The organism is Nostoc sp., from assembly GCF_036917555.1.
Lineage (GTDB): Bacteria > Cyanobacteriota > Cyanobacteriia > Cyanobacteriales > Nostocaceae > Nostoc.
Genome location: NZ_JBALDD010000015.1, coordinates 240,124 through 265,820, shown reverse-complemented (window position 1 = coordinate 265,820; position 25,697 = coordinate 240,124). Strand labels below are relative to the sequence as shown.

At 40.0% G+C, this 25,697-nt stretch carries 24 protein-coding genes; 17 read left to right on the top strand and 7 right to left on the bottom strand.

The features are described from left to right. The first annotated feature begins 70 nt into the window (after window positions 1–70). The 9 genes from V7K60_RS06335 (at window position 71) to V7K60_RS06295 (ending at window position 14,008) form a co-directional block, all read left to right on the top strand. Window positions 71–1,192: an AAA family ATPase gene (locus V7K60_RS06335; protein ID WP_334923866.1), complete on the top strand. Its 1,122-nt coding sequence runs from the start codon at window positions 71–73 to the stop codon at window positions 1,190–1,192. Then, on the top strand, window positions 1,179–1,751 hold the full coding sequence (locus V7K60_RS06330; protein ID WP_334923864.1) for a hypothetical protein: 573 nt from the start codon (window positions 1,179–1,181) through the stop codon (window positions 1,749–1,751). Before V7K60_RS06335 ends, V7K60_RS06330 begins: the two co-directional genes overlap by 14 nt. A 3-nt stretch (window positions 1,752–1,754) precedes the next feature. After that, on the top strand, window positions 1,755–2,861 hold the full coding sequence (locus V7K60_RS06325) for a precorrin-8X methylmutase (RefSeq protein WP_334923862.1): 1,107 nt from the start codon (window positions 1,755–1,757) through the stop codon (window positions 2,859–2,861). A 483-nt stretch (window positions 2,862–3,344) separates the two neighbouring features. Then, window positions 3,345–7,364 carry a DUF4912 domain-containing protein gene (locus tag V7K60_RS06320; RefSeq protein WP_334923860.1) on the top strand — a complete coding sequence of 1,340 codons (4,020 nt, stop codon included), beginning with the start codon at window positions 3,345–3,347 and terminating at the stop codon, window positions 7,362–7,364. A 192-nt stretch (window positions 7,365–7,556) separates the two neighbouring features. After that, on the top strand, window positions 7,557–9,533 hold the full coding sequence (locus tag V7K60_RS06315) for a DNA cytosine methyltransferase (RefSeq protein ID WP_334923858.1): 1,977 nt from the start codon (window positions 7,557–7,559) through the stop codon (window positions 9,531–9,533). Between the two features lie 7 nt (window positions 9,534–9,540). Continuing rightward, window positions 9,541–10,854 carry a hypothetical protein gene (locus V7K60_RS06310; protein ID WP_334923856.1) on the top strand — a complete coding sequence of 438 codons (1,314 nt, stop codon included), beginning with the start codon at window positions 9,541–9,543 and terminating at the stop codon, window positions 10,852–10,854. Window positions 10,855–10,989: 135 nt separating this feature from the next. After that, on the top strand, window positions 10,990–13,020 hold the full coding sequence (locus tag V7K60_RS06305; RefSeq protein WP_334923854.1) for an FAD-dependent oxidoreductase: 2,031 nt from the start codon (window positions 10,990–10,992) through the stop codon (window positions 13,018–13,020). A gap of 332 nt (window positions 13,021–13,352) precedes the next feature. Next, window positions 13,353–13,679 (top strand): ATP-dependent Clp protease adapter ClpS, encoded by a 327-nt coding sequence (clpS, locus tag V7K60_RS06300; protein ID WP_322726798.1) that lies wholly within the window; start codon window positions 13,353–13,355, stop codon window positions 13,677–13,679. 5 nt (window positions 13,680–13,684) lie between these two features. Further along, entirely contained in the window at window positions 13,685–14,008 is a 324-nt protein-coding gene (locus tag V7K60_RS06295; protein ID WP_334923849.1) for a DUF2103 domain-containing protein, read from the top strand. Window positions 14,009–14,087: 79 nt separating this feature from the next. Here the strand turns inward: V7K60_RS06295 and V7K60_RS06290 are convergent, their stop codons facing one another. From V7K60_RS06290 to V7K60_RS06275, 4 genes are all read right to left on the bottom strand, one after another. Then, complete coding sequence (locus tag V7K60_RS06290; RefSeq protein WP_334824079.1) at window positions 14,088–14,408, bottom strand: hypothetical protein; 321 nt, start codon at window positions 14,406–14,408, stop codon at window positions 14,088–14,090. Window positions 14,409–14,951: 543 nt separating this feature from the next. Further along, complete coding sequence (locus tag V7K60_RS06285; protein WP_334923847.1) at window positions 14,952–15,380, bottom strand: hypothetical protein; 429 nt, start codon at window positions 15,378–15,380, stop codon at window positions 14,952–14,954. Beyond that, window positions 15,377–16,231: an FAD-binding domain-containing protein gene (locus tag V7K60_RS06280; protein ID WP_334923845.1), complete on the bottom strand. Its 855-nt coding sequence runs from the start codon at window positions 16,229–16,231 to the stop codon at window positions 15,377–15,379. The genes V7K60_RS06285 and V7K60_RS06280 overlap by 4 nt, the downstream gene beginning before the upstream one ends. 56 nt (window positions 16,232–16,287) lie before the next feature. Beyond that, on the bottom strand, window positions 16,288–16,425 hold the full coding sequence (locus V7K60_RS06275) for a hypothetical protein (protein ID WP_334923843.1): 138 nt from the start codon (window positions 16,423–16,425) through the stop codon (window positions 16,288–16,290). An 11-nt stretch (window positions 16,426–16,436) separates the two neighbouring features. Here V7K60_RS06275 and V7K60_RS06270 point away from each other — a divergent pair, with 11 nt between their 5' ends. The 6 genes from V7K60_RS06270 (at window position 16,437) to V7K60_RS06245 (ending at window position 20,230) form a co-directional block, all read left to right on the top strand. Then, window positions 16,437–16,610, top strand: a complete 174-nt coding sequence (locus V7K60_RS06270; RefSeq protein ID WP_334923842.1) for a 4-Cys prefix domain-containing protein — start codon at window positions 16,437–16,439, stop codon at window positions 16,608–16,610. Further along, window positions 16,592–16,867, top strand: coding sequence for a WD40 repeat domain-containing protein (locus V7K60_RS06265; RefSeq protein ID WP_334923939.1), 276 nt, complete (start codon window positions 16,592–16,594; stop codon window positions 16,865–16,867). The genes V7K60_RS06270 and V7K60_RS06265 overlap by 19 nt, the downstream gene beginning before the upstream one ends. Before the next feature lie 171 nt (window positions 16,868–17,038). Beyond that, window positions 17,039–17,518, top strand: a complete 480-nt coding sequence (gene bcp, locus V7K60_RS06260) for a thioredoxin-dependent thiol peroxidase (RefSeq protein WP_334923937.1) — start codon at window positions 17,039–17,041, stop codon at window positions 17,516–17,518. Window positions 17,519–17,592: 74 nt separating this feature from the next. Beyond that, complete coding sequence (locus tag V7K60_RS06255; RefSeq protein WP_334923840.1) at window positions 17,593–18,249, top strand: type I restriction endonuclease; 657 nt, start codon at window positions 17,593–17,595, stop codon at window positions 18,247–18,249. A 193-nt stretch (window positions 18,250–18,442) separates the two neighbouring features. Beyond that, window positions 18,443–19,069 (top strand): type I restriction endonuclease, encoded by a 627-nt coding sequence (locus V7K60_RS06250; RefSeq protein WP_334923838.1) that lies wholly within the window; start codon window positions 18,443–18,445, stop codon window positions 19,067–19,069. A 3-nt stretch (window positions 19,070–19,072) separates the two neighbouring features. Then, complete coding sequence (locus tag V7K60_RS06245; RefSeq protein ID WP_334923836.1) at window positions 19,073–20,230, top strand: cysteine desulfurase family protein; 1,158 nt, start codon at window positions 19,073–19,075, stop codon at window positions 20,228–20,230. Between the two features lie 21 nt (window positions 20,231–20,251). Here V7K60_RS06245 and V7K60_RS06240 read toward each other — a convergent pair whose 3' ends face one another. The 3 genes from V7K60_RS06240 to V7K60_RS06230 form a co-directional block, all read right to left on the bottom strand. After that, a complete protein-coding gene (locus V7K60_RS06240; RefSeq protein ID WP_334923834.1) occupies window positions 20,252–21,439 on the bottom strand; it encodes a hypothetical protein in 1,188 nt (395 codons plus the stop codon). A 30-nt stretch (window positions 21,440–21,469) separates the two neighbouring features. Further along, a complete protein-coding gene (locus V7K60_RS06235) occupies window positions 21,470–22,033 on the bottom strand; it encodes a DUF262 domain-containing protein (protein WP_334923832.1) in 564 nt (187 codons plus the stop codon). Window positions 22,034–22,141: 108 nt separating this feature from the next. Further along, entirely contained in the window at window positions 22,142–23,101 is a 960-nt protein-coding gene (locus tag V7K60_RS06230; protein ID WP_334923830.1) for a 1-aminocyclopropane-1-carboxylate deaminase/D-cysteine desulfhydrase, read from the bottom strand. A gap of 220 nt (window positions 23,102–23,321) precedes the next feature. On the opposite strand from V7K60_RS06230, the gene V7K60_RS06225 reads away from it, so the two are divergent. Next, on the top strand, window positions 23,322–25,052 hold the full coding sequence (locus V7K60_RS06225; protein WP_334923828.1) for a diflavin flavoprotein: 1,731 nt from the start codon (window positions 23,322–23,324) through the stop codon (window positions 25,050–25,052). A 78-nt stretch (window positions 25,053–25,130) separates the two neighbouring features. Further along, window positions 25,131–25,643 (top strand): phosphate-starvation-inducible PsiE family protein, encoded by a 513-nt coding sequence (locus tag V7K60_RS06220; protein WP_334923826.1) that lies wholly within the window; start codon window positions 25,131–25,133, stop codon window positions 25,641–25,643. The last annotated feature ends 54 nt before the right edge of the window (window positions 25,644–25,697 follow it).

The window sequence follows — 25,697 nt, the reverse complement described above, 5'->3', positions numbered from 1 at the left end:
AAAAGCGGAATGTGGGTAAATGCAACGATTTAACTGTTACGTTTAAAATTGTACTAGTAGGAAAAAATCTATGCTAAAGCGAATATATATTGATAATTTTCGTGGCTTGGTAAATTTCGAGATGAGTTTTGACTCGATTAACCTGTTTCTTGGTGGTAACGGAGCAGGGAAATCAACAGTTTTTGAAGTTTTACGGAAAATTCAAATTTTTATAAGTGGTGACGAAAAAGCAGAAGGAATTTTTAAATCTACTGACTGTACTCGCTGGCAGACTTTACGAATTCAGCGTTTTGAGCTAGAAATTGCTGGAAATAGTGGTAATTATAAATATGAATTTGCTATTATACATAATCAAGGTAAAAGTCATGTTGAATATGAGCGTCTCTGGTTTAATAATCAAGTTTTGCTAAAGTCTGAGGTGGGCGAAGTTCAACTTTTTAGCGATGATTATCAAGAGGTTGCAAAAGCTCCTTTCCCTTCACCATTAGGATCTTTACTATGGTTATTTACGGTAGATAGTGACAGCACAAAGTTGGCCTGGTTCATAAAACGTATGCAGCGATTCATTATTGTACAAATTATTCCTAGTATTATGCTTGATGGTAGTGAAAAGGAAGAAAATTATTTAACTTCAAGAATGGAAAATTTTGTTTCTTGGTATCGCTACATTTCCAAAGATCAAGGTAAAGTTGCTGAAATTATTAACGTTTTAAAAAATGTATTAGATGGATTTGTAAGTTTTAATTTTGAACATTTTAGTGAAAATTATCGAACTCTAAAATTAAAATTTTCAACAAATCAAGATAGGAAAAATACTATCGATTATCGCTTTAGTGAATTATCCGATGGTCAAAAGGTGGTAATTGCTCTGTACACCATTCTTTATAGCACTGAATCTGAAGATTATACACTTTGCATTGATGAGCCAGAAAGTTTTTTAGCTTTGCCAGAAATTCAACCTTGGCTAATTCAACTTTATGATTTCTGTATTGACGGAAAAATACAAGCTTTACTAATCTCCCATCATCCTGTATTAATTAATTATCTTCTAGCTTCACCCATAGGTTATTGGTTTGAGCGTCGAAGCAATGCACCTGTACGAGTAAAACCAATTAGTAATCAAGAAGCTGAAAATTCGGGATTACCAATTTCAGAACTAATTGCACGGGGCTGGCTGTATGACCCAGAATAGAGTACAGATAGTAATCTTGTGTGAGGATCTACAACAGCAAGTTTTTGCATATCATTTTTTGAAAAAGCGAGGCTTTAATATAAATCCAAAAAACATCACAATTAGAACTTCCCCAACAGGTAAAGGTGCAGGAGAGCAGTTTGTTAGAAAGCATTATGCAGCAGAGGTTAAAGAATACCGGAGAAAAAACTATCGTTCAGGAATGCTAGTAGTATTGATTGATGCAGATACTGCGACAGTAAAGGCAATACTGAAAGAATTAGATAATGCACTGATAGAAAATTCACAGGAACTTCGTAAGCCTGATGAAAAAATAGCAATCTTCGTGCCAAAAAGAAATATCGAAACTTGGATACATTATTTGTTAACGAGAGAAGTTGTTGAAGAAGAAGCAGAAAAATCCAAATATCCAAAATTCCCTAAAAATGAGGCAATTTGTAAACCTGGTGTTGAACAATTAGTAAGCCAGTGTTCTCAAGGGAGTTTAGATGAAAATGCACCGCCATCTCTTCAGGCGGCTTGTGAAGAGTTACAAAGAATTTTGCCGTTGTTGGAGTAAATCATGAACGCTGGTAGCTTAACTATTAAAGAACTCACTGATGCAGTTGGCGGCGGTTTAACTCCGCGGATGGTGCGCCATTACCATCAATTGGGACTGTTACCGCAACCAGTGCGATCGCGCAGCAATTACCGCCTCTACACCGAAAAAGATGTCCTCCGGTTGCAACGGATTGTCGCACTGAAGCAGCAGGGGTTTCAGCTAAACCATATCCGCAATATTTTGGAAGTCGAACCAGAAGCCGATACAACGGTTAACCTAATGGGACAACTCCAACAGCAATATCGCGCGGTGATGCAACAAATTTCCCAACTGCGACAAACTGCATCAGCATTAGAAGGATTATTGGGGCGCGATCGCCATTGTCAAATTATCCAAGCGGAAGTTTTGGCACAACTCAAGTTACTTGATGTTGAAACCCAAGCTGGATTGGGGGGATTGGAAAATCTCTGGAGTGGCTTGGATGCCGAAATTCATACCCATTCGGAAGCTTTTACAGAATCGCTACAACGCTTACTTCCTGATTTGTCTCACCGTTCGGAAATTGAACAGCATTTAATTTCTCAGTTGGTTTTGGCTTGTGGCGATGTCAGTTTAGTATCCTTTGTTAAATTGAGTCGAGATGCGATCGCAGCTAGTCGAGAAGCTTTATCTTCAAGTTGTCAAATTGTTGTCGATACTCAAACGGTTGCTGCTGCTTTAGATCAAACCCGATTACTTCACTTGGGATGCCGCACCGAAACCTTAATTAATAACCCCCATATTACCACCGCCACTGAAGCAGAACTCGCCTTTTGGCAACATCAAGAATGGCGAACAGAATTGCTACAAGTAAGTAAGGGTTGTGTGCTGGTAGTTGGTTATGCTCCCTCAGTACTTCTGGAAACTTGTGAAGCGATCGCTAACCAAAAAATTCAGCCTGCATTAGTAATTGGAATGCCCATTGGCTTTAGTCATGCTCCCGCAGCCAAGCGACAACTGATGCAACAAGGGATACCTTATATTACAGTTGAAGGGACTTTGGCAGGTGGTGCTTTAGCTGCAACTGCCTTAAATGCTTTGGTGGAGTCACTGATTGATAAGCCAGATTGTCATTGTTATCTCAAATGAGTGCTGAACAATAAGTATTCATTTAAGACAGTCTCAATGAAGCGAGTTTCAAAAGCCTTGCATGAAAATGTTCTAGGAACTGGAATTTTTACTCAGCACGGGCTAAACCTTAGCTATCCGCTAACAGCACTCAGCACTCAAAACTCAGCACTACTGAAAATAATATTGTTAAATAATATTGAATTTGCTACACTTTACCAGTTTTAGTAATTCAATAATTCATAATTGTGGCCATAAACTACCAACTTGGTATAAGTTGCAATCTAACTTAGAAAAATTTATAGTAAACAGACTTTGGCAATTAGAGTATAAATTATCATGCTATCCAAACTACGGCGAAGTATAAATCAGCATAAGTAATTTAAAGTAATTAGAACTAAAGATAACTCAGATGTATAATTAGCCCGTCTCCTCCATTATCTTTATAAAGATCGCGATTTAGGACTGGCAGGCTTTCTATTTTTTACTTTAATTAAGGGGCTTATGTGGCAACAAGAAAAAAAAGATACTTCGATAGTCAGGCTGGTATTATGGGTTGCCTTAGCTACAACCCCGATGGCAGCATCTCTGGTGGTATCAGCACCGATGCTGGCACAATCTACACCTGAAGCTACCTCTTCGCCACTGCCACAAACAGGGCAAAATGAATCGATAGTGCGGATTGACGGTTCCAGTAGCTTGAGTGCAATCAACCAAAGCCTGAAAGAAAGTTTTGAAAAACAGTTTGCTGGTAAAAAGGTTGAAGTTGCTGCTAACGGCACTGAGACGGCGCTGAAAAATTTGCTAGATGGCAAAATCGATATAGTCGCAATGGGGCGCGGGTTAACGCCAGCAGAAAAAGCTCAAGGACTAGAGCAAATTCGTTTGCAGCGTGAGAAGATTGCGATCGTAGTTGGTGCAGACAATCCTTTTAAAGGAAGCTTAACTAGTAAGCAATTCGCCCGGATTTTCCGGGGACAAATTACAAATTGGTCGCAACTGGGAGGGCCTTCAGGAAAGATTCGGTTCATCGATCGCCCGATCGCGAGTGAAACTCGCAATACTTTTCGTACTTATCCAGCCTTCAAAAATGCTGAATTTGCTACAGGGGCTAATGCTACCCAAGTAACTGACGATAATACCGCAGAAATCATCAAACAACTAGGCAAAGACGGCATCAGCTATGTGTTAGCTAATCAGGTGTCGAAGTTGAAAGGGGTGCGAGTTTTGCAATTACATCAAGCCTTACCAGATGATGCTAAATATCCCTTCTCGCAACCTTTAGTTTACGTTTACAAAAAAAATCAGAGTTTAACCACAGTAGATTTTCTTGGTTTTACCCTAGCACCCCCAGGACAGCAGGCTATAGAAAAAGGTAGAACTGTGGAAGCTGAGGCGATCGCAGCCAGCGTATTACAACCTGCTGTTGCGACTTCTCCAGGTGTCCAAACGACACCAGCGCCTACGCCTTCCCCTAATGCTACTAATTCTGTATTTGGCGAACAGCCCTTTGTGGCTGCTCCTGCACAAAGCACTCCAATTGTAAATAAAGAAACACCATTGTGGTTGCTGCTACCTGTCTTTTTTCTGACTGTAGGTGGATCTGTACTATGGTGGATTCTGAAAAAACGCCCATTGCCGGCTGAGAAAACAGACAATTTACCAGAATCAAATCCTCATCCACCCAATGGAGAAACGGCGGCGCTCGTCGAGTCCAGCACAGGTTCCTCCCTTAATGGAGCGACGCTGGAGGAGCAGGCAGTACCGCATTTCCAAGAGCAAGAATCCCCCGATCGCACTTCTTTCAACATCTACGCTCAAACACAATCTGATCTGAACCAAAATGCTACTCAGGGGACAGCAAATTTAGTACAAGAGACAAGTAATGGTACTTCTAACCTCTATGAAGGTGCGACATCAGGTGTAGCTAATGGCTCGGAAAATAACAACTTAGGAGCCGCAGCTTTAGGTGGTGCGGCTATAGCAACAGGCATCGGAGCGGCTACCTGGTCTACCTTTAGCAACAAAGAAACAGAAACAAACGCAATTGATGAGACAGTCGAGCTAAATAATTATACGGAGAGAAACACTCCTGATTCTGATGAAATTGCATGGGATATAGAAGCTCCGGCGGCTGTAGTCAATACTTCATATCCTCACCTGGGTAATATTCCAGAAGAGGTATCTGATGTGGAACTGTCTTCATCTGAAGTAACAACCCCACTTCCAGAATTACCAGATGTGCCAGAAATAACATCTGATTTTGGATATTGGGATACAGCAATTAGTGAAGATGAGGTAGATGAGGAACTTCAGGCAGAATTGAACTGGCTAGAGAGTATCACCTCAACTGAAGATACAGCCTCAATAGATGAATTGCCCTTAGCAGAGTCTGAGGAAGTGACAGCCGATGTGGAAGCATCAGCGACAGAAGAAACATCCTCACTGCTCGATTTACCTGAATTTCCCGAAGATTTATTGAGTAAAGATGCATTAAATGTGGTAGCGGACGCAGCTGAACCCACTTTAAATTTGCCAGAGTCAGAACTTCCCGCTGAGCCGACTGTTGGGGAAGGTGTTGCTGAAGCTAACTCCACAGATTTGGCCGCTACGGCGGCTTTAGCAGCAGGTGCGGGAGTTGGTGCTTGGGCTAGCACTTTCGGATCAGATGCTCAAAATGAGGCAATCACAGCCGAAACAGCTAATGGTTTGGTAGATGCAGATGAAGAAAGCAGTATTGGGCTCACACCACATACTTATACATCGGCTCATGTCTCTTGGGAGATTTCCACAGCCAAGAAAGCAGAACTGTGGCAACAAGGCGGTACTCTATTGGTAGTGCGGCTGTATGATGTGACTGGTATTGATTTGAGCTATCAAAGTCCACAACTGGTACAGCAGTATGAATGTGCAGAGACAGCAGACGATCGCTTTGTAGAGATTCCCCAGGGGGATCGCGACTACATAGCTGAAATTGGTTATATTGCTTATGGCGAACACTGGTTATTCATCGCTCGTTCCCCAATTGTTCGTGTTTTCAGTCCTGTGAATCCAGATCCTGTAGTTGATAATGTGGCAATCGCAGCCGAAACAGCTATTGGTTTGGTAGATGCAGATGAAGAAAGCAGTATTGTGCTTACACCAGATACTGATACATCGGCTCATGTCTCTTGGGAGATTTCTGCAGCCAAAAAAGCAGCACTGCAGCAACAAGGCGGCTCTCAATTGGTAGTGCGGCTGTATGATGTGACTGGCATTGACTTGAGTTATCAAACTCCGCAGCTTGTAAAGCTGTATGAATCTGAGGAAACAGCAAACGACGGATTGGTGGACATTCCCCTGGGCGATCGCGACTACATGGCTGAAATTGGCTATATCGCTGATGGCGATGCCTACGGCGGTAAACTACGCTGGTTATTCATCGCCCGTTCTGCGATCGTTCATGTCTTCAGTCCTGTAAATCCAGATCCCGTAGTTGATGATGTCGCAATCGCCGATAAAACAGATGTTGATTTGGTAGATGTCCAACAAGAGAGCAGTATTGTCCTCACACCCCGCACTTACCAATGGGCTGATGTCTCTTGGGAGATTTCCGAAGCTAAGAAAGCAGCACTGCAACAACAGGGCGGCTCTCAATTGGTAGTGCGGCTGTATGATGTGACTGGAATAGACCTGAGTTATCAAAATCCTCAGTTTGTCCAGCAGTATGAATGTGAAGAGACAGCACACGATCGCTTTGTAGAAATTCCCATCAGCGATCGCGATTACATAGCTGAAATTGGCTATGTCGCTGATGGCGATGCCTACGGCGGTAAACTACGCTGGTTATTCATTGCCCGTTCTGCGATCGTTCGTGTCTTTAGTCCAGTGCCTACAGATTCGACAACAGATTCTACCGTTGAAAATGTAGCTTTAGCAAGCGAAACCGCTATTGGTTTGGCAGATGTAGAAGAAGAAACTGCCCCAGAAGAGAGCAGTATTTTCCTCACACCCCGGACCCCCAAGTGGGCTTATGTCTCTTGGCACATTTCCAAAGCTAAATCTGAAGCACTGCGACAACAAGGCGGCTCTCAATTTGTACTGCGGCTCTATGATGTCACCGGGATTGACTTGAGTTATCAAAGTCCCCAGCTTGTCCAGCAGTATGAATCTGAAGAAGTAGCACGCGATCGCTTTGTGGCGATTCCTGTGAGCGATCATGATTACATGGTTGAAATTGGCTATATTGCTGATGGTGATCATTGGTTACTCATCGCCCGTTCTGCTAACGTTCGGGTTTTCAGTCGTCCCTACGGAGATTTCTGGTTTGTCGCTGATGCTGAGTTGATTATTCACGGAGCAACTCAACCGAATACCAGCATAAACATTGGTGGTCATGCCATCAAAATCAAACCCGATGGTACTTTCCACCTACGTCTCCCCTTTTCAGATGGTTTAATGGACTATCTCATAACCGTAGCTGCTGATGGGGAATCCCCAAGAACTATCCATAAGAAGTTCTCGCAGGAAACTTCCGAAAGCTAACATTACCCTGAGTTATCCCCTCTTACCCTACACAGTTTCCCCTTTGAGGTAAGTGTGGTCAGAGGGGATTTTATTATATATAGCGGTTTTCAGATGGATAGAATACACTACTCTAGTCCTTAATTCCTTAGTCCCTTTCTTTTACCAAAGTGTATTTTACACAACTGACAAGCGTTATATTTAGGTTACGCAATGCGACAGTTGTCTCTTTCTTTCAATTTGTCTAGCTCCGAGCCAATTAATACAACTTGGTTCCAAGATATTTTAGCCATTCTTAGAGTCAGCCAAGAAGCAGCATGGACTGACAATTTTGGTAAATCTCTCCGCCAATGGCTGATACAACAGGGACTGAATCCCATTAAAACACTCAGTTTATTTTCTGGTGGTGGTGGATTAGACATTGCATTTCATGATGCTGGCTTTGAAATCATTCAAATGGTAGAGCTTGAAGCTAAATATGTTCAGACTTTACAAAGGAATTCTTTACCAGAGAAATGGCTAGAAGGCTCTGAAGCTGTCTGCATTGATATTAGAGATTATTTACCTGAATCTCATCTGACGGTAGACTTTATTATTGGAGGCCCCCCTTGTCAAACTTTCTCTGCTGCTGGACGTAGAGCTGCTGGAGTGTCTGGAACAACTGATGCTAGAGGTACACTATTTCAAGAATATGTTCGTATTCTCAATGTACTTAAGCCAAAAGGATTCTTATTTGAAAATGTATATGGAATAACTGGTGCCAATGGAGGAAAAGCTTGGCAAGAAATTCAAAAAGCTTTTAGAGAAGTTGGCTATAACATTTATTTTCGGATTCTTGATGCCGCTGATTATGGAGTACCTCAACATCGAGAACGTTTATTTATTGTTGGATTAAAAGAAGGCGAATATTTATTTCCTCATCCTACTCATGGCCCAGATTCTCTAAATCAAAATTCTTATTATTCAGCAAGAGAAGCTGTAGAAGGCGCTGACATTTCAGAAATAGAAACAGGTCTAGGCGGACGTTTTGGACATCTACTCGAACACATTCCACCTGGACTGAACTATAGTTTTTATACAAAAGAGATGGGTTATCCTAACCCAATATTTAGCTGGAGATCAAAGTTTTCAGATTTTCTTTATAAAGCAGATCCAACAAATCCAGTACGAACAATTAAAGCAAAAGGAGGACAATACACCGGACCTTTCAGTTGGGAAAATCGTAAGTTTTCGATTGCAGAGTTAAAGAGATTACAAACTATTCCTGATGACTATGAACTTATTGGGAATAGGCAGATTTCTATTCAACAAATTGGAAATTCAGTGCCTCCTCAACTTGGGCGGATATTGGCTCTTAGTATTTTAGAACAAGTAATTAAATTTAAATTACCTTTCCCTATAATTTACTTACCTGAAAATAAAAAGCTAGGTTTTCGGCAGCGTAAAAGAAAGTTAACCGAAATTTATTCTCAAAAGGCTAAATCTGCAATTACAGATTTATATCAAGCAGGAAAAATTTTATCTATACCTCATTTTAAATATGAAGACAAAGGAAAAATGATCAGATTTTTATCTGCTGATTTTTCTTGGACAACAAAACAAACTTCTGAAAGTGTAAAGATTTATATATCCTACGATTTGAATGATTCATGCTGGCTGTTTACAGCAGATATCAATGATAATTGCGAAGAAGAATATCAATTTGTGATAGATGTTAATCCGTCTTGTGGTCATGATGAATGGGTTCTGGGAACGTGTTCAGTTAAGCTTTGTGCTAAGGCTCTTGATACACAGTTATATACATCTCTTTGGAAAGCTTTTGAAGAAAAGTTAACTGAAGCGACAGGAAAAGCGGATTTAGTTCAGTTATCTGGATATTATCAATACAATGCTCGAATTAGTGGAATAATAACTTTTCATCCTCAGTTGAAAGTTAAACCACTTTGGCGTGTAATCCAATGTGTGACGAGGTGCATTGGTACTGCGGCTCAACTTTCAACCACAGAGCTTGCAGACCGATGGGGTGTGAAAGCAGAAGATGTCTTCTCCTATCTTCAGTCTCTGCGAGCTATGGGCTACGAAGTTAGAAATCACAACACAAACTCACAAATTCCCAAAGGTGAGTATTTGATTCCTTACGCCTTTCCTACACTAAACCCTAAAAGCGTACAACTTCGTAAAAGTCTATAAACAGATCATGAATGAGCTACATCTGAGAGTCTATACAAACAGAAGTGAGTTGGTATTACCTGATGGAACAATTCAATACTTTCAAGAAGGAGGAATGAATCAAGCTGCAAAGATCCGGTACAAGAAAATAGCAGCAGAATTGTCTGGAGGTTACTTAGAAAGACAGATTTTGTTTTGCAAAAATTTTTCATCAAATCTTGATTTCTTACCACTGGTTCCAGCGCATAAACATCTTTTAGATAGACTTGTACAGTCAGTCACTAGCGAAGTTGGCAAAGCATTACTAGCTTTGTCAATACTACAGTTGTGTATTAAGGCAATTGAGCCAGAGCAGAGTATTAGGTTACACAAAGGCAGTAGTAGGGCTACAAAGGACTTTTCTTGGTGTGATGGTATCTCTATGCGTTTTCTTGATAAGCAACACATTACACCTGTGTTACGAAAATATGAACTACTAAGCTTGAATGCGGATGGTTTCATGATGACACGGAGTTTAGCAGAAAATTATCCATATTCATCTGTATATAAAGCCAATATGAAAGGCGCACTTTCTGAATGGATAAGTCTTGTTGAGGCAATTGAGAAAGATGAAATAGTTTCTGAATTAGCACTACGCTATCTTATTTCACAACTACTTAATCAAGCAGATAAATTTAGAAGATTAGCTTTCCATACTATTGAGAATTTGACTTTATTTTTGGAAGCAACAATTCTTGATAAAGGAATTTCATTAAGTCTTATACTGCGTCATATTAATCAATCCGATTATGCTGCTCGTTTAATGGAGATAGCCATGCATAGTTTAATGCAGGCTATGCAAGAATATCAAGCTTTTCCCAACAGTTTGCTAAAACCACTTTCGCAAATGCGTTCAGCCAATAAGAAGCATGGCAATATTGGTGATATTGAACTTTTAGAGGATAGGCAAATTGTGGAAGCTTGGGATGCCAAGTATGATAAGTCATACTTGCGAGATGAGATTGAGGAATTATCAGAAAAACTGGAAATACATCCCGCCGTTAGAAAGGCTGGTTTCGTTACAAGTCTTGAAGCTGAACGAATTGATGAACTGATGCCTAGATGTAATGAAATTGAAGAAATATTTGGGATATCCCTGGAAATAGTTACTTTTAAAGAATGGGTAGAGCTACAGTTTGATCGTACATTGGCACAAGAGACCGCAACTGAGCAAGAACTTGCTTCTGCTTGGCTCATAGCTTACACAGAATCTTTAGCACAACGACGTAGGGACATCGCCCCAATTGATGAGCCATGTTATCAATGGCTGCTTAAACTAAACGAGACTTTGACCATTGAATAGCTGAATGCTGCTCATATTCAAGATTTGAGTGAAATGAGGAATTCAACAAGGTACCTAAAAAATTGCTTGAGTTAGACATTTCCTAAATGCTAACGTCTACAAGGTGACACAGGATTTGGAGTGGTTTTTTTTACTATGAAGCACAGACACAAAGTAGCTTTTAGCTTGACATCGTTGATCGGTCTCAATTTAATATCTAGCTTAGTTGTATTTGATGAGGCGAACGCTACACCACCAAGAACCCCAGACAAAAGTGTAAATTGCGAGATTTTAGTTGTGGGTGGTGGACTTTCTGGTGTAGCCACAGCTTACGAGGGTTTGCTAGCAGGGCGAACAGTTTGTCTCACAGAAATTACTGATTGGCTAGGAGGGCAAATTTCTGCTCAAGGGACATCTGCGTTAGACGAACGCCCAACTCAACGATCTCTCAAATTCTATTCTCGCGGCTACCTGGAATTACGAAACCGCATTGGGCGTAAATACGGTAAGCTTAACCCCGGTGACTGCTGGGTAAGTGAATCGTGTTTTCTTCCCCACGATGCTCACACTATTTTGACCCAGATGCTTAAAGATGCCGAAAAGCAGGGCAAAGGGAAGTTGCAATGGTTTCCCAACACAGTAATTAAGGATTTGGAAATCGCTGCTGATGGCAAAATAATTAATAGTGCGATCGCAATCCAACATCAACCACCAAAAGGCGCACCACCTCTCAATACTTTTACATTATCTCAAAGTATTGAAGATGCTTATCGCTACGAAAACTCATCTCGGTTTACTAAAACTATTCTCCGTTTCATCCCCAAGTCAGCAAAAGAGGATGCTCCTAAATGGTATGTCGTAGACGCTAGCGAAACTGGAGAAATTATCGCCCTTGCTGATGTCCCTTACCGATTAGGCATTGATGCCCGTTCCTACCTAGAACCTTCTGCTTCTGGCACCAACAACGATCCCTATTGTCCTCAAGGCTTTACCTACACCTTTGCAATGGAGGCCACTAAGGAACCGCAACCGCAGACAATGCCAGCATTTTATTCACGATATGCGCCATATTTCAGCTATGAATTGAAGCGACTGGCTAACTTTGATTTAGTTTTTACTTATCGTCGCATTTGGAGTCCAGACAAAGGGAAACCAGCAAAATTCGGCGGTGTCAGTTTTACTGCGGCTACACCAGGCGATATCTCGATGCAAAACTGGACTTGGGGTAACGACTACCGCCCCGGAACTGGTCAGGATAACCTAATTTATACCCGCCAACAGTTACAAGCTACTGGACAGTTAGAGGCAGGGGGTTGGATGGGAGGACTGCGGACAGAAACCCTCCGCAACGCTGAAGAAAATGCCTTATCTTTCTATTACTGGTTGGTAGCTGGGACTACAGATTCTCAACTAGGGGAGGGTGTAAAGCAGCAGCAACCCAATAACCGCTTTGTTTCCGGTTTAAATTCGCCAATGGGGACAATGCATGGTTTATCAAAATATCCCTATATGCGAGAAGGACGGCGGATCATTGGCCGCCCCAGTTGGGGACAATCTGAAGGCTTTAGTATTGGGGAAATTGATATTTCCCGCCGAGATTATAATGACGAGTACTACTCAAAAACTCTGCCAGCAGATATGTATCGTCAGCTACGAGCAGCAGTTGCAGGTTTGGAAGCAATATCAGTAATTGACGGTAAAGTTCCACCAGACAAAGCAATGCGACGGACTCGTTCTACCATCTTCCCCGATGCTGTGGGTATTGGTCACTACGCTATAGATTTCCATCCTTGCATGGTAAATAGTCCCCCAGAAGCCCCTGGGAACACAGAACGTCCAGGCGAAAGACGTGGCGCTGGTCAAGCTTATCCCTTCCAAATTGCTCTGAGGGCGATGATTCCCCAGAAAATTGATAATTTGCTCGTAGGTGGCAAAAGTATTGCGACTAGTCACATTGCTGCTGCTGCCTATCGAGTACACTCCTTTGAATGGTCGGCTGGTGCAGCTGCAGGAACTGTTGCTAGTTTTGCACTCAAAAATGCGATCGCACCTTACCAACTAGTTGATGACTTACCCAAACAAGAGCCACAACTAGAAGCACTCAAACGGCTTTTGCAACAAAATGGCAACCCTACCGCCTTCCCAGATACATCTATTTTTAACGAAAACTGGGATAATTGGAAATAGGGCATGGGGCATTGGGCATTGGGCATTGGGCATTGAATTCTTCCCAATACAAAATACCTAACTCCTAATATCAAGTTTGAGTGATTACTTGTAATAAAATCTATCAATGTAGGTTGGGTTGAATGGCAGTGAAACCCAAAATGAACAGGGATTAAATGTTGAGTTTTGTTCCTTAACCCAACCTACAAATATTACAAGTGTTTAATCAAACCTGATATAACTCCTAATTCCTAACTCTTAACTCCTAACTCCTAACTCCCCAATCCCTAAACAATGAACTAAACTAATTACTTATAGTGTAGTTTTGTAAAATTATCTTGACCAATTGTTTTATGGTTATGACACTTTCAGCAGACGTTTACGGGATGTCCACAGCACCAACTATAGCTCCTGAACGGTCTAATCAAGTTATCCGTAAGACTTATCCGAATTACAAAGTGATTGTATTAAATGATGATTTTAATACATTCCAACATGTAGCTGAATGTTTGATGAAATATATTCCGGGGATGAGTGGCGATCGCGCGTGGGATTTGACTAATCAGGTACACTATGAAGGTCAAGCGATCGTCTGGGTCGGGCCCCAAGAACCTGCGGAACTCTATCACCAGCAGCTGCGCCGAGCAGGTTTGACAATGGCACCTCTAGAAGCAGCTTAATTATTATGGGCAAACACTCCGTAGATCCCCTCCGCACGGCTTCACAAAAAGCTGCCAGACTGGTTTGGAATCACTCAACACACCTTTCTGGTCTTATTCCCATTTTAGAACGTCTTTGTCAGCAAGATGGTATCCAAACTGTGACGCCGGGAGTGATTGGGCGGTCAAAGGGTCACTGTCCAAAAATGCAACTACGCGTCTCAGTACCCATTCGCGGCGGCTATAAAGTCATTGCACGGCAGGGAAAAACGGTACAAGAGGTGTTTATTTTAACAACTTTGCCCCAGGATCAACTAGAAGCTGCATTAGCGATCGCCATGAGATGTTAATCGTACCCAATGCCCACTTGCCCTGAGCGAAGTCGTTCGCGTAGCGTCTCGCAGAGAAGGGATGCCCAATCCCCAATATCTATTCCTCAACCCGATGTACTGCAAATTTGTGTAGCGGCAGACTAACGATGCAAGAAAAAGTTAAGAAATATGACAGAGCCGTAGTTATTTTCAAAGTCATGACTACAGATTCCCAGTCGGGTAAAACTATTTTTTCTATGCCAAAAGCTACGCAGTAAACTAGCCAGTAACTAAAGCTCATTCTAAACAGAATCCGCTCTGTTTCTTCCATGTCATTTGTTTGCTCCTTACTGTTCCACAGTAACAACAGTCCAATAATGCAAGCTACAAAGGAAACAGCAACTACAAATTCGTGACAAAATATATTTAACGAATGCATTTGTGTTTATCCCCACATTTTTTCAGTTGAAACTCAGTCTAAAGGAATATTCCTTTTAGAGATACAAATTATTTACAAACCTCAATAGATTCAATACTGCTGAGTGAAAAATCTCACTTGCAACTCAGCACTCGTAACTCCATTAACCTGCAAGACTAGTTGCCAAAATTGAAGCGTTTGCAACAATTGCTGATTCATGTATAAGAAAGGTTTAAGTATTTCCAAGAAATATATAAGCAATTGCTGCAAATGCTTAATACTTTGCAACAATTCCTCCTCCATGTATAAGAAAGGTTTAAGTATTTCCAAGAAATATATAAGCGATTGCTGCAAATGCTTAATACTTTGCAACAATTGCTAATTCATGTATAAGAAACGTTTAAATGATTGCAGCACTTGTTGTAATTAACTTATGAGTTAATCTTACTTAAAAAATCAAAATCTTTTAAGTAAGATTAACTGCCCTCATCCCCCGACCCCTTCTCCCAAATTGGGAGAAGGGGAGCGAATTTCAAAGTCCCTCTCCGAATTTGGGAGAGGGATTTAGGGTGAGGGCTTTTGATAAACATAATTTTGAGCCACTTTCCAATAGCGTGAGAAGCGTTTCAAGTCAATATAGCCGTCATAGTCGAAAAATGGTTCGACTTCTAACACTTCCACGGCTATAGAACGCTCAATTTGATTACAGATATCATCAAACCGGGGGCTGGGACTATCGGCTGTGACAACTAAATTGGCATCATGTTCTTGAGCAAAAGCTAAAATTTCTTGTGCTACATTGCCACGACGAATAACAACAGGTAACTCTAGCAAACATTCGTAGATAAAAGTCAGACGTTTAAGACTCAATTGCCATTCCTCTATCAAAGCCTCGTCCCAAACCCAGATAGCTGCGGCATCAGGGTATTTTTGCAATGTAGGATTATTTGGACTGAGGCAATCTCCATGTACCCAAACAATTGGTTTATTCATTTTTTACCTTTCTTTCCACGTTGCCAACTTTGGCTATTGGCTTGTTTGCTAAATTCACCTTTAGGAAAAAGTCGCTGTTCTAATTCTTCATAGCTGCCTTCAAAATCACAATGGCCATAAAGGGGACATTTCTGGCAATAAATGCCTTTAGTGTAGCGTTCTAAGTTTTCACGGTTGAAAAAATATGGTTTCTGGCTAAACGTACTAGCAACCCACTGCCATGACATATTATTACTAGCAGGATCTCCATCTAAAAGATGTTCAAGAAACCATTTGGCTCCTGCTTGCCAACAAATACGCCGCCAATGGATAATATAAGCCGCTAGCCACATTCGTCCGTGGTTATGTAGATAACCAGTTTCTCTCAAATCACGACTGAAACTGTCAATGCAAACTCTGTCTGTAGTTCCTTCTCTAATATCTTGCGGCAATTCGGGTGCATATTCATCCACAGTGTAACCAGTTTTGTATTCTTCCTGGTCTTTCCAGATTTCATCCCCTAGCTTCATGTACAACCGTTGCCAGTAGTCGCGCCAACCTAACTCATTAATTAGTTTCGTAGCTTCATCTTGGTTTTGTACCTGGTCAAGGATGTAATCTCGAATTTCTCGCAAACTCAAAACGCCATAGCGGATGTAAGGTGAAAGTCGCGTGACTGCACCTGTGAAGAAATTACGTGTTTGGGCGTAGCGAACTGGGTCGATTTTTTGCAGCGCTGTTTGTGCCGCTTTCCGTCCCCCCAGAGTTTCGCTAATGTGGTCATCGCGTTCTGCTGCACCTGGGAATTGTTCGCGCAGGTAGGCTACCAACTCATCGCGGTTGGTAAATTGGCGTTGCATATCTTTAGGCATGTGAACTTTGAAGAGTAAGAATAGATAAACAAAAATACTTGTAGGTTAAGTTATTATTATCGCGAATAAATATAAGCGATCGCTCTCATCCTGATGAGAGAACTTAAGTAAAGATGAATGAGTGCGATCGCATTGATGCCTATTTTCTCCAGCTTATCAGTAAGTAAAGCTAAGATATCAGATAAATCTGTCACTTTTCAAGACGATGAGCCTGTGCATCAATCCTAACTGCCAAAATACTGATAACCCTGATAATCTACTACGCTGTCAAAGCTGTGGCTCTGAATTGCTGCTAGAAGGATGTTATCGAGAAACACGACCTATAGGACAAGGTGGCTTTGCTAAAGTGAAGATAAAACAATTATTGTATGGAATCTGAATACTGGGGAGCAAATTTATACTCTTAGTGGACATTCAGCTACTGTTAATTGTGCGGCAATTAGTCCAGATAGTCAGACAGTAGTAAGTGGCAGTGATGACGAAAAAATTAAAGTTTGGAATTTAAGCAATGGGCAAGAAATTTACACTGTCAATAGTCATTTAGATCGTGTCAATGCACTTGTATTTAGCCCAGATGGGCAGATTTTGGTCAGTGGAGGTAACGATACTACAATCAAGGTTTGGCGAATGCATTAATTTAGAAGCAAGAAAACTTAGAAGCAAGAAAACAGTCCGAACTTTAGGTAAATCAGGATTATGTTGATAAATTCGTGACACTTGTGAATAAGAATGATCGCTCAATCTATGTACAATTTTAAAGCGATGTCTACAACGGGCTACGCCTACGCAATCTCTCACACCTCCATCATGAGCAACATTCCCCAAATTGGACAATCAGCGCCAGATTTCTCCACCTCTGACCAAAATGGCAATGCAGTCACTCTTGACGACTTCAGCAGTCAGTGGGTTGTCCTCTACTTCTACCCCAAAGATGACACTCCTGGCTGTACCACCGAAGCGAAAGATTTCACCGAATTGTATCAAGACTTCAGTGCACTGGGAGCGAAAATCTTAGGCGTAAGTCCAGATTTGGGTAAATCCCATTGTAAATTTATCAGCAAACATAACTTGTCAATCACCCTTTTAAGTGACCCAGAACATATTTTGATCGAAGCCTACGGCGCTTGGCAATTGAAAAAATTTATGGGCAAAGAATATATGGGTGTTGTTCGCTCAACTTTTTTAATTTCACCTGAGAAAATTATTGTATATGCTTGGCCTAATGTAAAAACAAAAGGTCATGCTCAGGCAGTTTTAACTAAATTGCATAAATTAGCAGCCACTTAATGCAACTGGATGCTATAAACTGCTAGCGTGATAATTAAAGTCAGGAATTAAACTTTTTGCAAGTTTAAATAAACATGATTCAAGTCATCCAAGCCCAAAATGTCACTCTTGCCTACTTAAAGAAAAAATTTGCTCTATACAAATCTGAAGATGAGCAATTTTTTACAGAGTGGTTTGACTACATCCCTGAAATGTCTGAATTAGAAAAGCAATATTTAGACAGAGTTAAAAATAACTATTTCAACATCCTTGAAAATGCTCCTCTTTTAGAAGAAGCAGTAAAGTTGGTAGTGTTATCTCCATTGCTAGATTTAGCTGGTTTTTATCGTCCTCCTTTTTATATCGCTACAGAAGAAAGTATAGAGATTAGCGAACAAGTTATCATTGATAATGAATTAAACGCCGAACAGAGTAAAGAAATCATTAAAGGTAAAATTGATGTCTTGGTTCTCCAAGAGCAGCTATGGTTACTGATAATTGAATCTAAGAGGTCTAGTTTTTCCTTGGCAAAGGCGATTACTCAAGCTTTGACTTATATGTTGGCAAATCTTCAGCCTGAGCATCCTGCATATTCCTTAGTAATGAATGGAGAAGATTTCCAATTTATCAAGTTAATAAAACGAGATAAACCAATGTATGCTTTATCTGATAAATTCACTTTATATAGACGCGATAATGAATTATATCAAGTTTTGAATATACTAAAAAAATTAGGTCAAATTTTAAATTAATTATCTTTGCTCTTTCTATCTAGTGGTGTGTCAAGTTGAAATTGATGAATAAGCAATTTAGTAGTAAGAATTTCAGTTATTATTTACTAGGCACTAAAGTGCTTACTACAAACACTTAAAATTATCTTGACAGACCAATAAATTAATACTGTAACAGTGTCATAATAGTTATATTGCATCTTTTAAATGAATTATGGTTAAATTTATCCAAGCTCAAAATGTCGGGCTTGCCTATTTAGAGGAAAAATTTAGTCTACAGCAAGTAGAAGATGAGGCGTTATTCACAGAATGGTTTGAAAATTTACCGAAAATTACAGATTTAGAAAAGCAAGATTTAGACAGAGTAAAGCTTCATTTCCTCCGTTTAGTCAAGCATCCTCCTTTGTCAGAAGAAACGGTAAAATTAGTAGTTTTATCTCCTTTACTCGGTTTAGCTGGATTTTATGATGAGCCTTTTTATATAAGAGGCGAGCAATCAATAGAACTTTCAGCAGAAGATGAAGGAGAAATTATTAGAGGTAGAATTGATATTTTAGTTATTCAAGAACAATTCTGGTTGTTAGTAATTGAATCTAAAAGGTCTAGCTTTTCTCTTTTAGAAGCCATACCTCAAGCACTTGTTTATATGCTAGCTAATCCTAACCAAGACAAACCTAGTTTTGGATTAGTAACAAATGGTAGTGATTTTATTTTTTTGAAACTGACCAAAGAAAATCAGCCAAAGTATGGTATATCTGACCAATTTACACTTTTAAAGCGAGAAAGTGAACTTTATCAGGTTTTAAGTATATTAAAAAATTTTAGTCAAATTTTGAGTTAATTTATGTCTATTCGCCCTATCTACCTTGATTGTCACGCTACCACACCTGTAGATGAACGGGTATTAGCAGCAATGGTTCCTTATTTTACAGAACACTTTGGCAACCCAGCTAGTATTAGTCATGTTTACGGCTGGGAAGCAGAAGCTGCTGTGAAGCAAACGCGAGAAATTTTAGCAGCAGCAATCAACGCTACACCAGAAGAAATTGTGTTTACGAGTGGTGCAACAGAAGCAAATAATCTAGCTATTAAAGGTGTTGCCGAAGCTTATTTTAAAAAAGGTCAGCATATTATTACTGTTGCCACTGAACATAGTGCAGTTATTGATCCTTGTAATTATTTAAAAAGTCTCGGTTTTGAAATTACTATTCTCCCTGTCCAAAAAGATGGATTGATTGATTTAATTGAGTTAAAAAAAGCTTTCCGTCCTGAGACGATTTTAGTATCGGTGATGGCTGCAAATAACGAAATTGGCGTGTTACAGCCATTGGCAGAAATTGGGGAAATGTGCCATGAACACCAAATCCTATTTCACACCGACGCCGCCCAAGCTATTGGTAAAATTCCTTTAGATGTGCAGGCGATGAAAATTGACTTAATATCGCTCACAGCACATAAAGTATATGGCCCCAAAGGTATTGGAGCGCTGTACGTCCGCAGACGCAATCCTAGAGTGCAACTAGCTCCTCAGCAGCATGGCGGCGGACACGAGCGGGGGATGCGTTCTGGTACATTGTATACACCGCAAATTGTCGGCTTTGGCAAAGCTGTAGAAATCGCTTTGGCTGAACAAGAGACAGAAACCCAACGCCTCTGCCAGTTAAGACAAAGATTGTGGGAACAGCTTTTGCAAGTTGAAGGAATTCATTTCAACGGACATCCTCAACAGCGATTGGCGGGAAACTTGAATATCAGTGTTGAGGGAGTGGATGGAGCCGCACTTTTGCTAGGATTGCAGCCAGTAATGGCAGTTTCTTCTGGATCTGCTTGCTCATCGGCAACTACTGCACCTTCCCATGTTCTCACAGCATTGGGACATTCAGAAAAGCTAGCTTATGCCTCAGTGCGGTTTGGTATTGGCAGGTTTAATACAGAAGAGGAAATTGATATTGTAGCGAAACATGCGATCGCTACCATTCAAAGTCTACAAAATAAACGGTAAGCATGAAAGCCAATCGCTTATTTAGGAAGAGATATTATTTGTGCGATTGCCCATATCAAAAACATTAAATTCAATCCCGTCTAACTTCAACCTCAAAGCCTCTAATAAAAGATTTACTCTTTCTTCAATAAAAATGCTTAGGGCGTGTTCAGGAAGTGCATTGGCTCTTGACCATTCAAGAATGAGCGTAGGGATAAGATGAGAGCGTAGAACCGTCTCTAAACCAGGCTCATTATATTCTTTTAGATAATCTAATGGGTTTTTATCGCTAATTTTCAAATTAGTTATTTGAGACAGATAGGCAATATTCATCAAGCTGTCACATTCTATTTGACTAGCAATACCACTCTGTTTAATAAAATTAACTGGAAATATATGGTGCAAGTTAGGCTTATCTGTTAGCTGATAATAAACATCAGACAAAACATCTTTATGGGGTTTTGCCCAATCCTTTGGCTCATGGTTTGCATAAAGTGATAGTATCGCTCTGGATAAGCGACCTCTATAACTGTAGAAAGATTTTCTGATCGAATTTTTATCAATATCAAATTGATTAAATGAGTAAGTGCCATTAGCCTTTTGTTGATTAACAAACTCTATATGTTGCCAAAGATGAGTAGTGTTTATTAATAAATCTGCGTTATGAAAACTATAATACCAAAAATACTTATCTAAAAAACTATAATCTGCTTTATGATTACGATAAAAGTATGCTGTGATAGTCAGATATAAATATCGATAAGGAATTAATCTTCCACCCTTAATATGCAAACAATTATCAAAGAAATCAAAAGTTTTAGCGATCGCTATTTTAAAATCAGACCATACAGCTTCAATATGCTCTGTTTTTAGCTCATTAAGATATTTATTAGTAATGTTTTGTATCCCAGCTTTGGGATATTCAAGTTTTACCACTACAGCTAGCATCTGGAGCAATGTCCAATCATCAACCTTCGCATATTGACTGCTAGCAATAGACTCTCTAAAATTATTAATTAATTCCCGAAGGTAAAACCCAGAAATATTATTTTTTTTGTCCTCAACCCGAAAAGTTTTAGCTACCACGATATCAAAGATATCCAAAGGTTTGCCAGCTTGATTAATCCGCTCAAATATTTGACATACTTCTGCAACTTCAATACCTCGTAACTCAATGAAAGAAATTTTATAATTATATAATGCTTCCCTAATCCTTCTCAATTGTTGCATATAAGGATTTTCAAAGTCACCATATCTATTTTAATGAAGATTCCTTTCTATTTCTCCAGATTTTTTAATAATATCTATTAAACTAATAATAAGCTTTTCTTCATAACGTCTTTTCCTGCCACTATTAGCTTTAATCTGACCATTGCTATCATCAATTTCATCCCAAAATAAAAATCGCTTTATGTAACTTATATCATCTGTTGTATCTGTGAAGTCAACTGTCAAGTCTATATATAGCGTTGGATCAAAGTTCTCCTTTTTCTCAATCTTTCCTCCATATATTGATGTTAAAAGAGCAGTCGTTCTTTGTTGCCCATCTAAAATATATTGGTATTCATTAGAGTGAAAATCATCAGCAAATTTTATCCCTCCTATTTGTCTATGACTTTCTAATTTTGTGCTGGTTTTCCAAATTAAAATACTTCCTAAAGGGTAAAATTTATAAATACTATCCCAGAGTTTTTTAACATTCTCTTTCTCCCAAACCACATCTCGTTGAAAAGTAGGAATTTGATACCTTTTCGCTAGGAGATTTTCTAAATAGGTAGTAATACTGTGACCATCTGGTTTAATGCGATCAGCGTATGTAAACATTGAATTAACCTTACCTAATTTTGAGTAAATATCAAGATTGGGGTGTGAACTTTACTAAAATAAGTAAAATTCCATACAAAGTTAACTGATATTTAATTAAGTAGCAACTCAGATTTTAGAAAATCTCTGCAATCTTTCTTCCATTCCAACATTGCCCTGTAAGCCTCCTGTGTGTACCAGCAACAAGGAATCACCTTTAGTAAAAAATCCCTGCTGTAGTAAATCCATCACTCCGTAAAACATTTTGGCGGTATATACGTAATCGAGGGGTATGCCATGTTCCTGTGTGAACTGCTGGCTGAACATTAGCAACTTGTCATTCACCTTTGCATAGCCGCCGAAGTGGTAATCACATACCAATTCCCAGGAAGCGGGAAAACTATATGGTGTAGGAAAATCAGAGGTGAGGTAATTTGTCAACAAACTTTCGATTTCTTGTGCAAGAAATGCGCCATTTTTCAATACGGGAAAAGCGATCGCTCTTTGTCCTTCATCTAACGAAAGCGCAATCCCCGCGAGTGTAGTGGCTGTACCGCAGGCTACGCAGACACGATCAAATGCGTAGGCGTAGCCAGCTGTAGGCATCGCATTATCAATTATCTCTGTACAGCCGCGCACACCATTTAAATTACTCCCACCTTCGGGAATGATAAACACCTCGCCGAAACGTTGTCGCAGATATTCCTCTAACGCTGGTGTGTTGCGCTGTCGATACATCTTGCGGTTCAGGTACACAAGCTGCATACCCTGTTGTACAGCAAAACTCAGCGTAGGATTCAACGGTAAACTCTCTTCGCCACGAATTACACCAATGGTGCGAAAACCAAAAAGATTACCAGCCGCCGCAGTTGCATAGATGTGATTGGAATAAGCGCCGCCAAAGGTTAGCAGTGTGGTGAAATTTTTCTCCTTGGCCTCGATAAGATTGTATTTCAGCTTGAACCACTTGTTGCCGTTAACCCACGGGTGCATGAGATCCAGGCGCAGCACATACAGATCGACACCAGCGTGACAGGCAATTTTGCTGTTGATTTGTTGTATAGGAGGAGGAAAAAATATTAACGACATGCGTAAACATTCTAACTTAGAATTTACATTCTCTCAAGTTCATTATTGAAGATAAAAGTAATGATAAACATTGAGTAATTCAATGATAAATCAAGCTAAATGACGAATAAAACTTTCTGATGATTACCTTTAGAAATTGACATTTTACTAATTGACTATTTTAAGTAAATATAAGAAACATAACACTCGCTCCAGATAATATTCTTTTTGGAGAAAAGAAATGGTTGCACTCACACAGCTTACTCAAGTTATTTCCAATCCTGGACGTTTGACAATTGAAACTGTTGAAATTGCTCCTCAAACGATTGCTATACGTTGTCTCGACTGGGATAGAGAACGTTTTGATATCGAGTTTGGTTTACGGAATGGTACAACTTATAATTCTTTTTTAATTCAAGGAGAAAAAGTAGCTTTAGTTGATACATCTCACCGCAAGTTTGAGGAATTATATCTTGAGGTAGTGGCGGGATTAATTGATCCTGCTGAAATAGATTACTTAATTATCAGCCACACAGAACCAGACCACAGTGGATTAGTAAAAAATATTTTGCAATTAGCTCCCTCCATTACTGTAGTTGGTGCAAAGGTAGCTATTCAATTTTTAGAAAATATGGTTCACCAGCCTTTTAAATCAATGCAGGTAAAAAGTGGACAGCGATTAGATTTAGGCAACGGACACGAATTAGAATTTATCTCTGCACCTAACTTACACTGGCCTGACACAATCTTGACTTATGACCACAAAACTTGCACTCTCTACACTTGTGATGTGTTTGGGATGCACTACTGTGATGACCACACTTATGATGAAAATATTACTTCAATAGAAGAAGATTTTCACTATTACTATAATTGTCTCATGGGGCCCAATGCCCGATCTGTCTTAGCAGCTTTAAAGCGAATTGAAAAGTTAGAAATAGGAACAGTTGCTACGGGACATGGGCCTTTATTACAACACTATATCTCGGAATGGCTCGGACGCTATCAAAACTGGAGTTCAGAACAAGCAAAAACAGAGACATTAGTGGGTCTATTTTATGTTGAAGATTACGGGCATAGCGAGCATTTAGTTCGTTCCATAGCACATGGATGCGCGAAAACAGGTGTAGCAGTAGAATTAGTAGACCTCAATAGTGCCGAGCCTCAAGAAGTTCGAGAATTAATTGCACAAGCTTCTGGTTTAGTAATTGCAATGCCACCCCAATCTTCGGTGATGATTCAAGCTGCTTTAAGCACTATTTTAGCTGCTGTTCACAAGAAACAGGCAATTGGTTTATTAGAGTCAGGAGGTGGAGAAGATGAACCAATTTACCCATTACGTAATAAGTTTCAAGAATTGGGATTAACTGAAGCTTTTCCTCCTATCTTAGTTAAAGAAATTCCTACCCAAGCAACGGAACAACTTTGTGATGAAGCGGGAACAGATATGGGTCAATGGTTAACCCGCGATCGCACCATAAAACAAATTAAATCTATCAATACTGAGCTAGAAAAAGCTTTAGGACGTATTAGCACAGGATTGTATATTATCACCGCCAAAAAAGGAGAAATTCAGAGTGCAATGTTTGCTTCTTGGGTGACACAAGCGAGTCTTGAGCCTTTAGGAGTAGCGATCGCAGTATCCAAAGATCGGGCAATTGAATCTTTGATGCACGTTGGCGATCGCTTTGTTTTAAATGTTTTAGAAGAAGGCAAATATCAAGGATTAATGAAACACTTTATTAAGCGTTTTGCTCCTGGTGCAGATAGATTTGCTGGAGTGAAAACATATCCAGCTAAAAATGAATCGCCCGTTTTAGCTGAAGCTCTAGCTTACATGGAATGTGAAATTACTAGCCGCATGGATTGTGGAGATCATTGGGTAATTTATAGCACAATCCAAACTGGAAGAGTTGCCAAGCTAGATGCACTTACCGCCGCCCATCACCGCAAAATTGGCAATCATTACTAATTAATCATTTGTCATTAGTCATTAGTGATTAGTTATTTTTCTTGTCCCCTCACTCCCCACTCCCGACTCCCAACCACTATGTATAAATCTGCTGAAGATACCCCAATTACCTTGTACGAAATCAATCGTGGGCGCGTTGTGCGAACCTTGGAATTTATCCAAGATGTAATTGTAATTTCTTTGTGTATCGGTTTATTTTGCTTCATGGTGCTTCAGGTGAGAGATATGTTTCTCTCCTTACTTCCGCCTCTAGATTTTCATGCTGTTACTGCCGATATTCTCTTTTTACTCATCTTAGTTGAGTTATTCCGACTGCTGATTATTTACCTACAGGAACATCGAGTATCTATTGGGGTAGCTGTTGAAGTTTCCATTGTTTCCGCCTTGCGAGAAGTCATTGTTAAAGGTGTTCTAGAAACAAGTTGGAGTCAAGTTTTAGCAACTTGTGCCTTTTTATTAGTGCTGGGAATACTACTGTTTCTCAGAGTTTGGCTACCCCCGACCTTTGAAGGTATCGACCCGGAACAAGAAGCATCTAAACGCTATAGAAGCCGAGCCAAGTCTGAATCAACACAAACCAATGGTCATTAAAAATAGGGAGTGGGGAGTGGGGAATAGGGAGAGAGAAGAAAAGGAGAATAACCC

Excerpts from the sequence above, each read along its gene's own strand:
- V7K60_RS06335 (WP_334923866.1), top strand. The coding sequence starts at position 71 with ATGCTAAAGCGAATATATATTGATAATTTTCGTGGCTTGGTAAATTTC.
- V7K60_RS06330 (WP_334923864.1), top strand. The coding sequence starts at position 1,179 with ATGACCCAGAATAGAGTACAGATAGTAATCTTGTGTGAGGATCTACAA.
- V7K60_RS06325 (WP_334923862.1), top strand. The coding sequence starts at position 1,755 with ATGAACGCTGGTAGCTTAACTATTAAAGAACTCACTGATGCAGTTGGC.
- V7K60_RS06320 (WP_334923860.1), top strand. The coding sequence starts at position 3,345 with ATGTGGCAACAAGAAAAAAAAGATACTTCGATAGTCAGGCTGGTATTA.
- V7K60_RS06315 (WP_334923858.1), top strand. The coding sequence starts at position 7,557 with ATGCGACAGTTGTCTCTTTCTTTCAATTTGTCTAGCTCCGAGCCAATT.
- V7K60_RS06310 (WP_334923856.1), top strand. The coding sequence starts at position 9,541 with ATGAATGAGCTACATCTGAGAGTCTATACAAACAGAAGTGAGTTGGTA.
- V7K60_RS06305 (WP_334923854.1), top strand. The coding sequence starts at position 10,990 with ATGAAGCACAGACACAAAGTAGCTTTTAGCTTGACATCGTTGATCGGT.
- clpS (WP_322726798.1), top strand. The coding sequence starts at position 13,353 with ATGGTTATGACACTTTCAGCAGACGTTTACGGGATGTCCACAGCACCA.
- V7K60_RS06295 (WP_334923849.1), top strand. The coding sequence starts at position 13,685 with ATGGGCAAACACTCCGTAGATCCCCTCCGCACGGCTTCACAAAAAGCT.
- V7K60_RS06290 (WP_334824079.1), bottom strand. The coding sequence starts at position 14,408 with ATGCATTCGTTAAATATATTTTGTCACGAATTTGTAGTTGCTGTTTCC.
- V7K60_RS06285 (WP_334923847.1), bottom strand. The coding sequence starts at position 15,380 with ATGAATAAACCAATTGTTTGGGTACATGGAGATTGCCTCAGTCCAAAT.
- V7K60_RS06280 (WP_334923845.1), bottom strand. The coding sequence starts at position 16,231 with ATGCCTAAAGATATGCAACGCCAATTTACCAACCGCGATGAGTTGGTA.
- V7K60_RS06270 (WP_334923842.1), top strand. The coding sequence starts at position 16,437 with ATGAGCCTGTGCATCAATCCTAACTGCCAAAATACTGATAACCCTGAT.
- bcp (WP_334923937.1), top strand. The coding sequence starts at position 17,039 with ATGAGCAACATTCCCCAAATTGGACAATCAGCGCCAGATTTCTCCACC.
- V7K60_RS06255 (WP_334923840.1), top strand. The coding sequence starts at position 17,593 with ATGATTCAAGTCATCCAAGCCCAAAATGTCACTCTTGCCTACTTAAAG.
- V7K60_RS06250 (WP_334923838.1), top strand. The coding sequence starts at position 18,443 with ATGGTTAAATTTATCCAAGCTCAAAATGTCGGGCTTGCCTATTTAGAG.
- V7K60_RS06245 (WP_334923836.1), top strand. The coding sequence starts at position 19,073 with ATGTCTATTCGCCCTATCTACCTTGATTGTCACGCTACCACACCTGTA.
- V7K60_RS06240 (WP_334923834.1), bottom strand. The coding sequence starts at position 21,439 with ATGCAACAATTGAGAAGGATTAGGGAAGCATTATATAATTATAAAATT.
- V7K60_RS06235 (WP_334923832.1), bottom strand. The coding sequence starts at position 22,033 with ATGTTTACATACGCTGATCGCATTAAACCAGATGGTCACAGTATTACT.
- V7K60_RS06230 (WP_334923830.1), bottom strand. The coding sequence starts at position 23,101 with ATGTCGTTAATATTTTTTCCTCCTCCTATACAACAAATCAACAGCAAA.
- V7K60_RS06225 (WP_334923828.1), top strand. The coding sequence starts at position 23,322 with ATGGTTGCACTCACACAGCTTACTCAAGTTATTTCCAATCCTGGACGT.
- V7K60_RS06220 (WP_334923826.1), top strand. The coding sequence starts at position 25,131 with ATGTATAAATCTGCTGAAGATACCCCAATTACCTTGTACGAAATCAAT.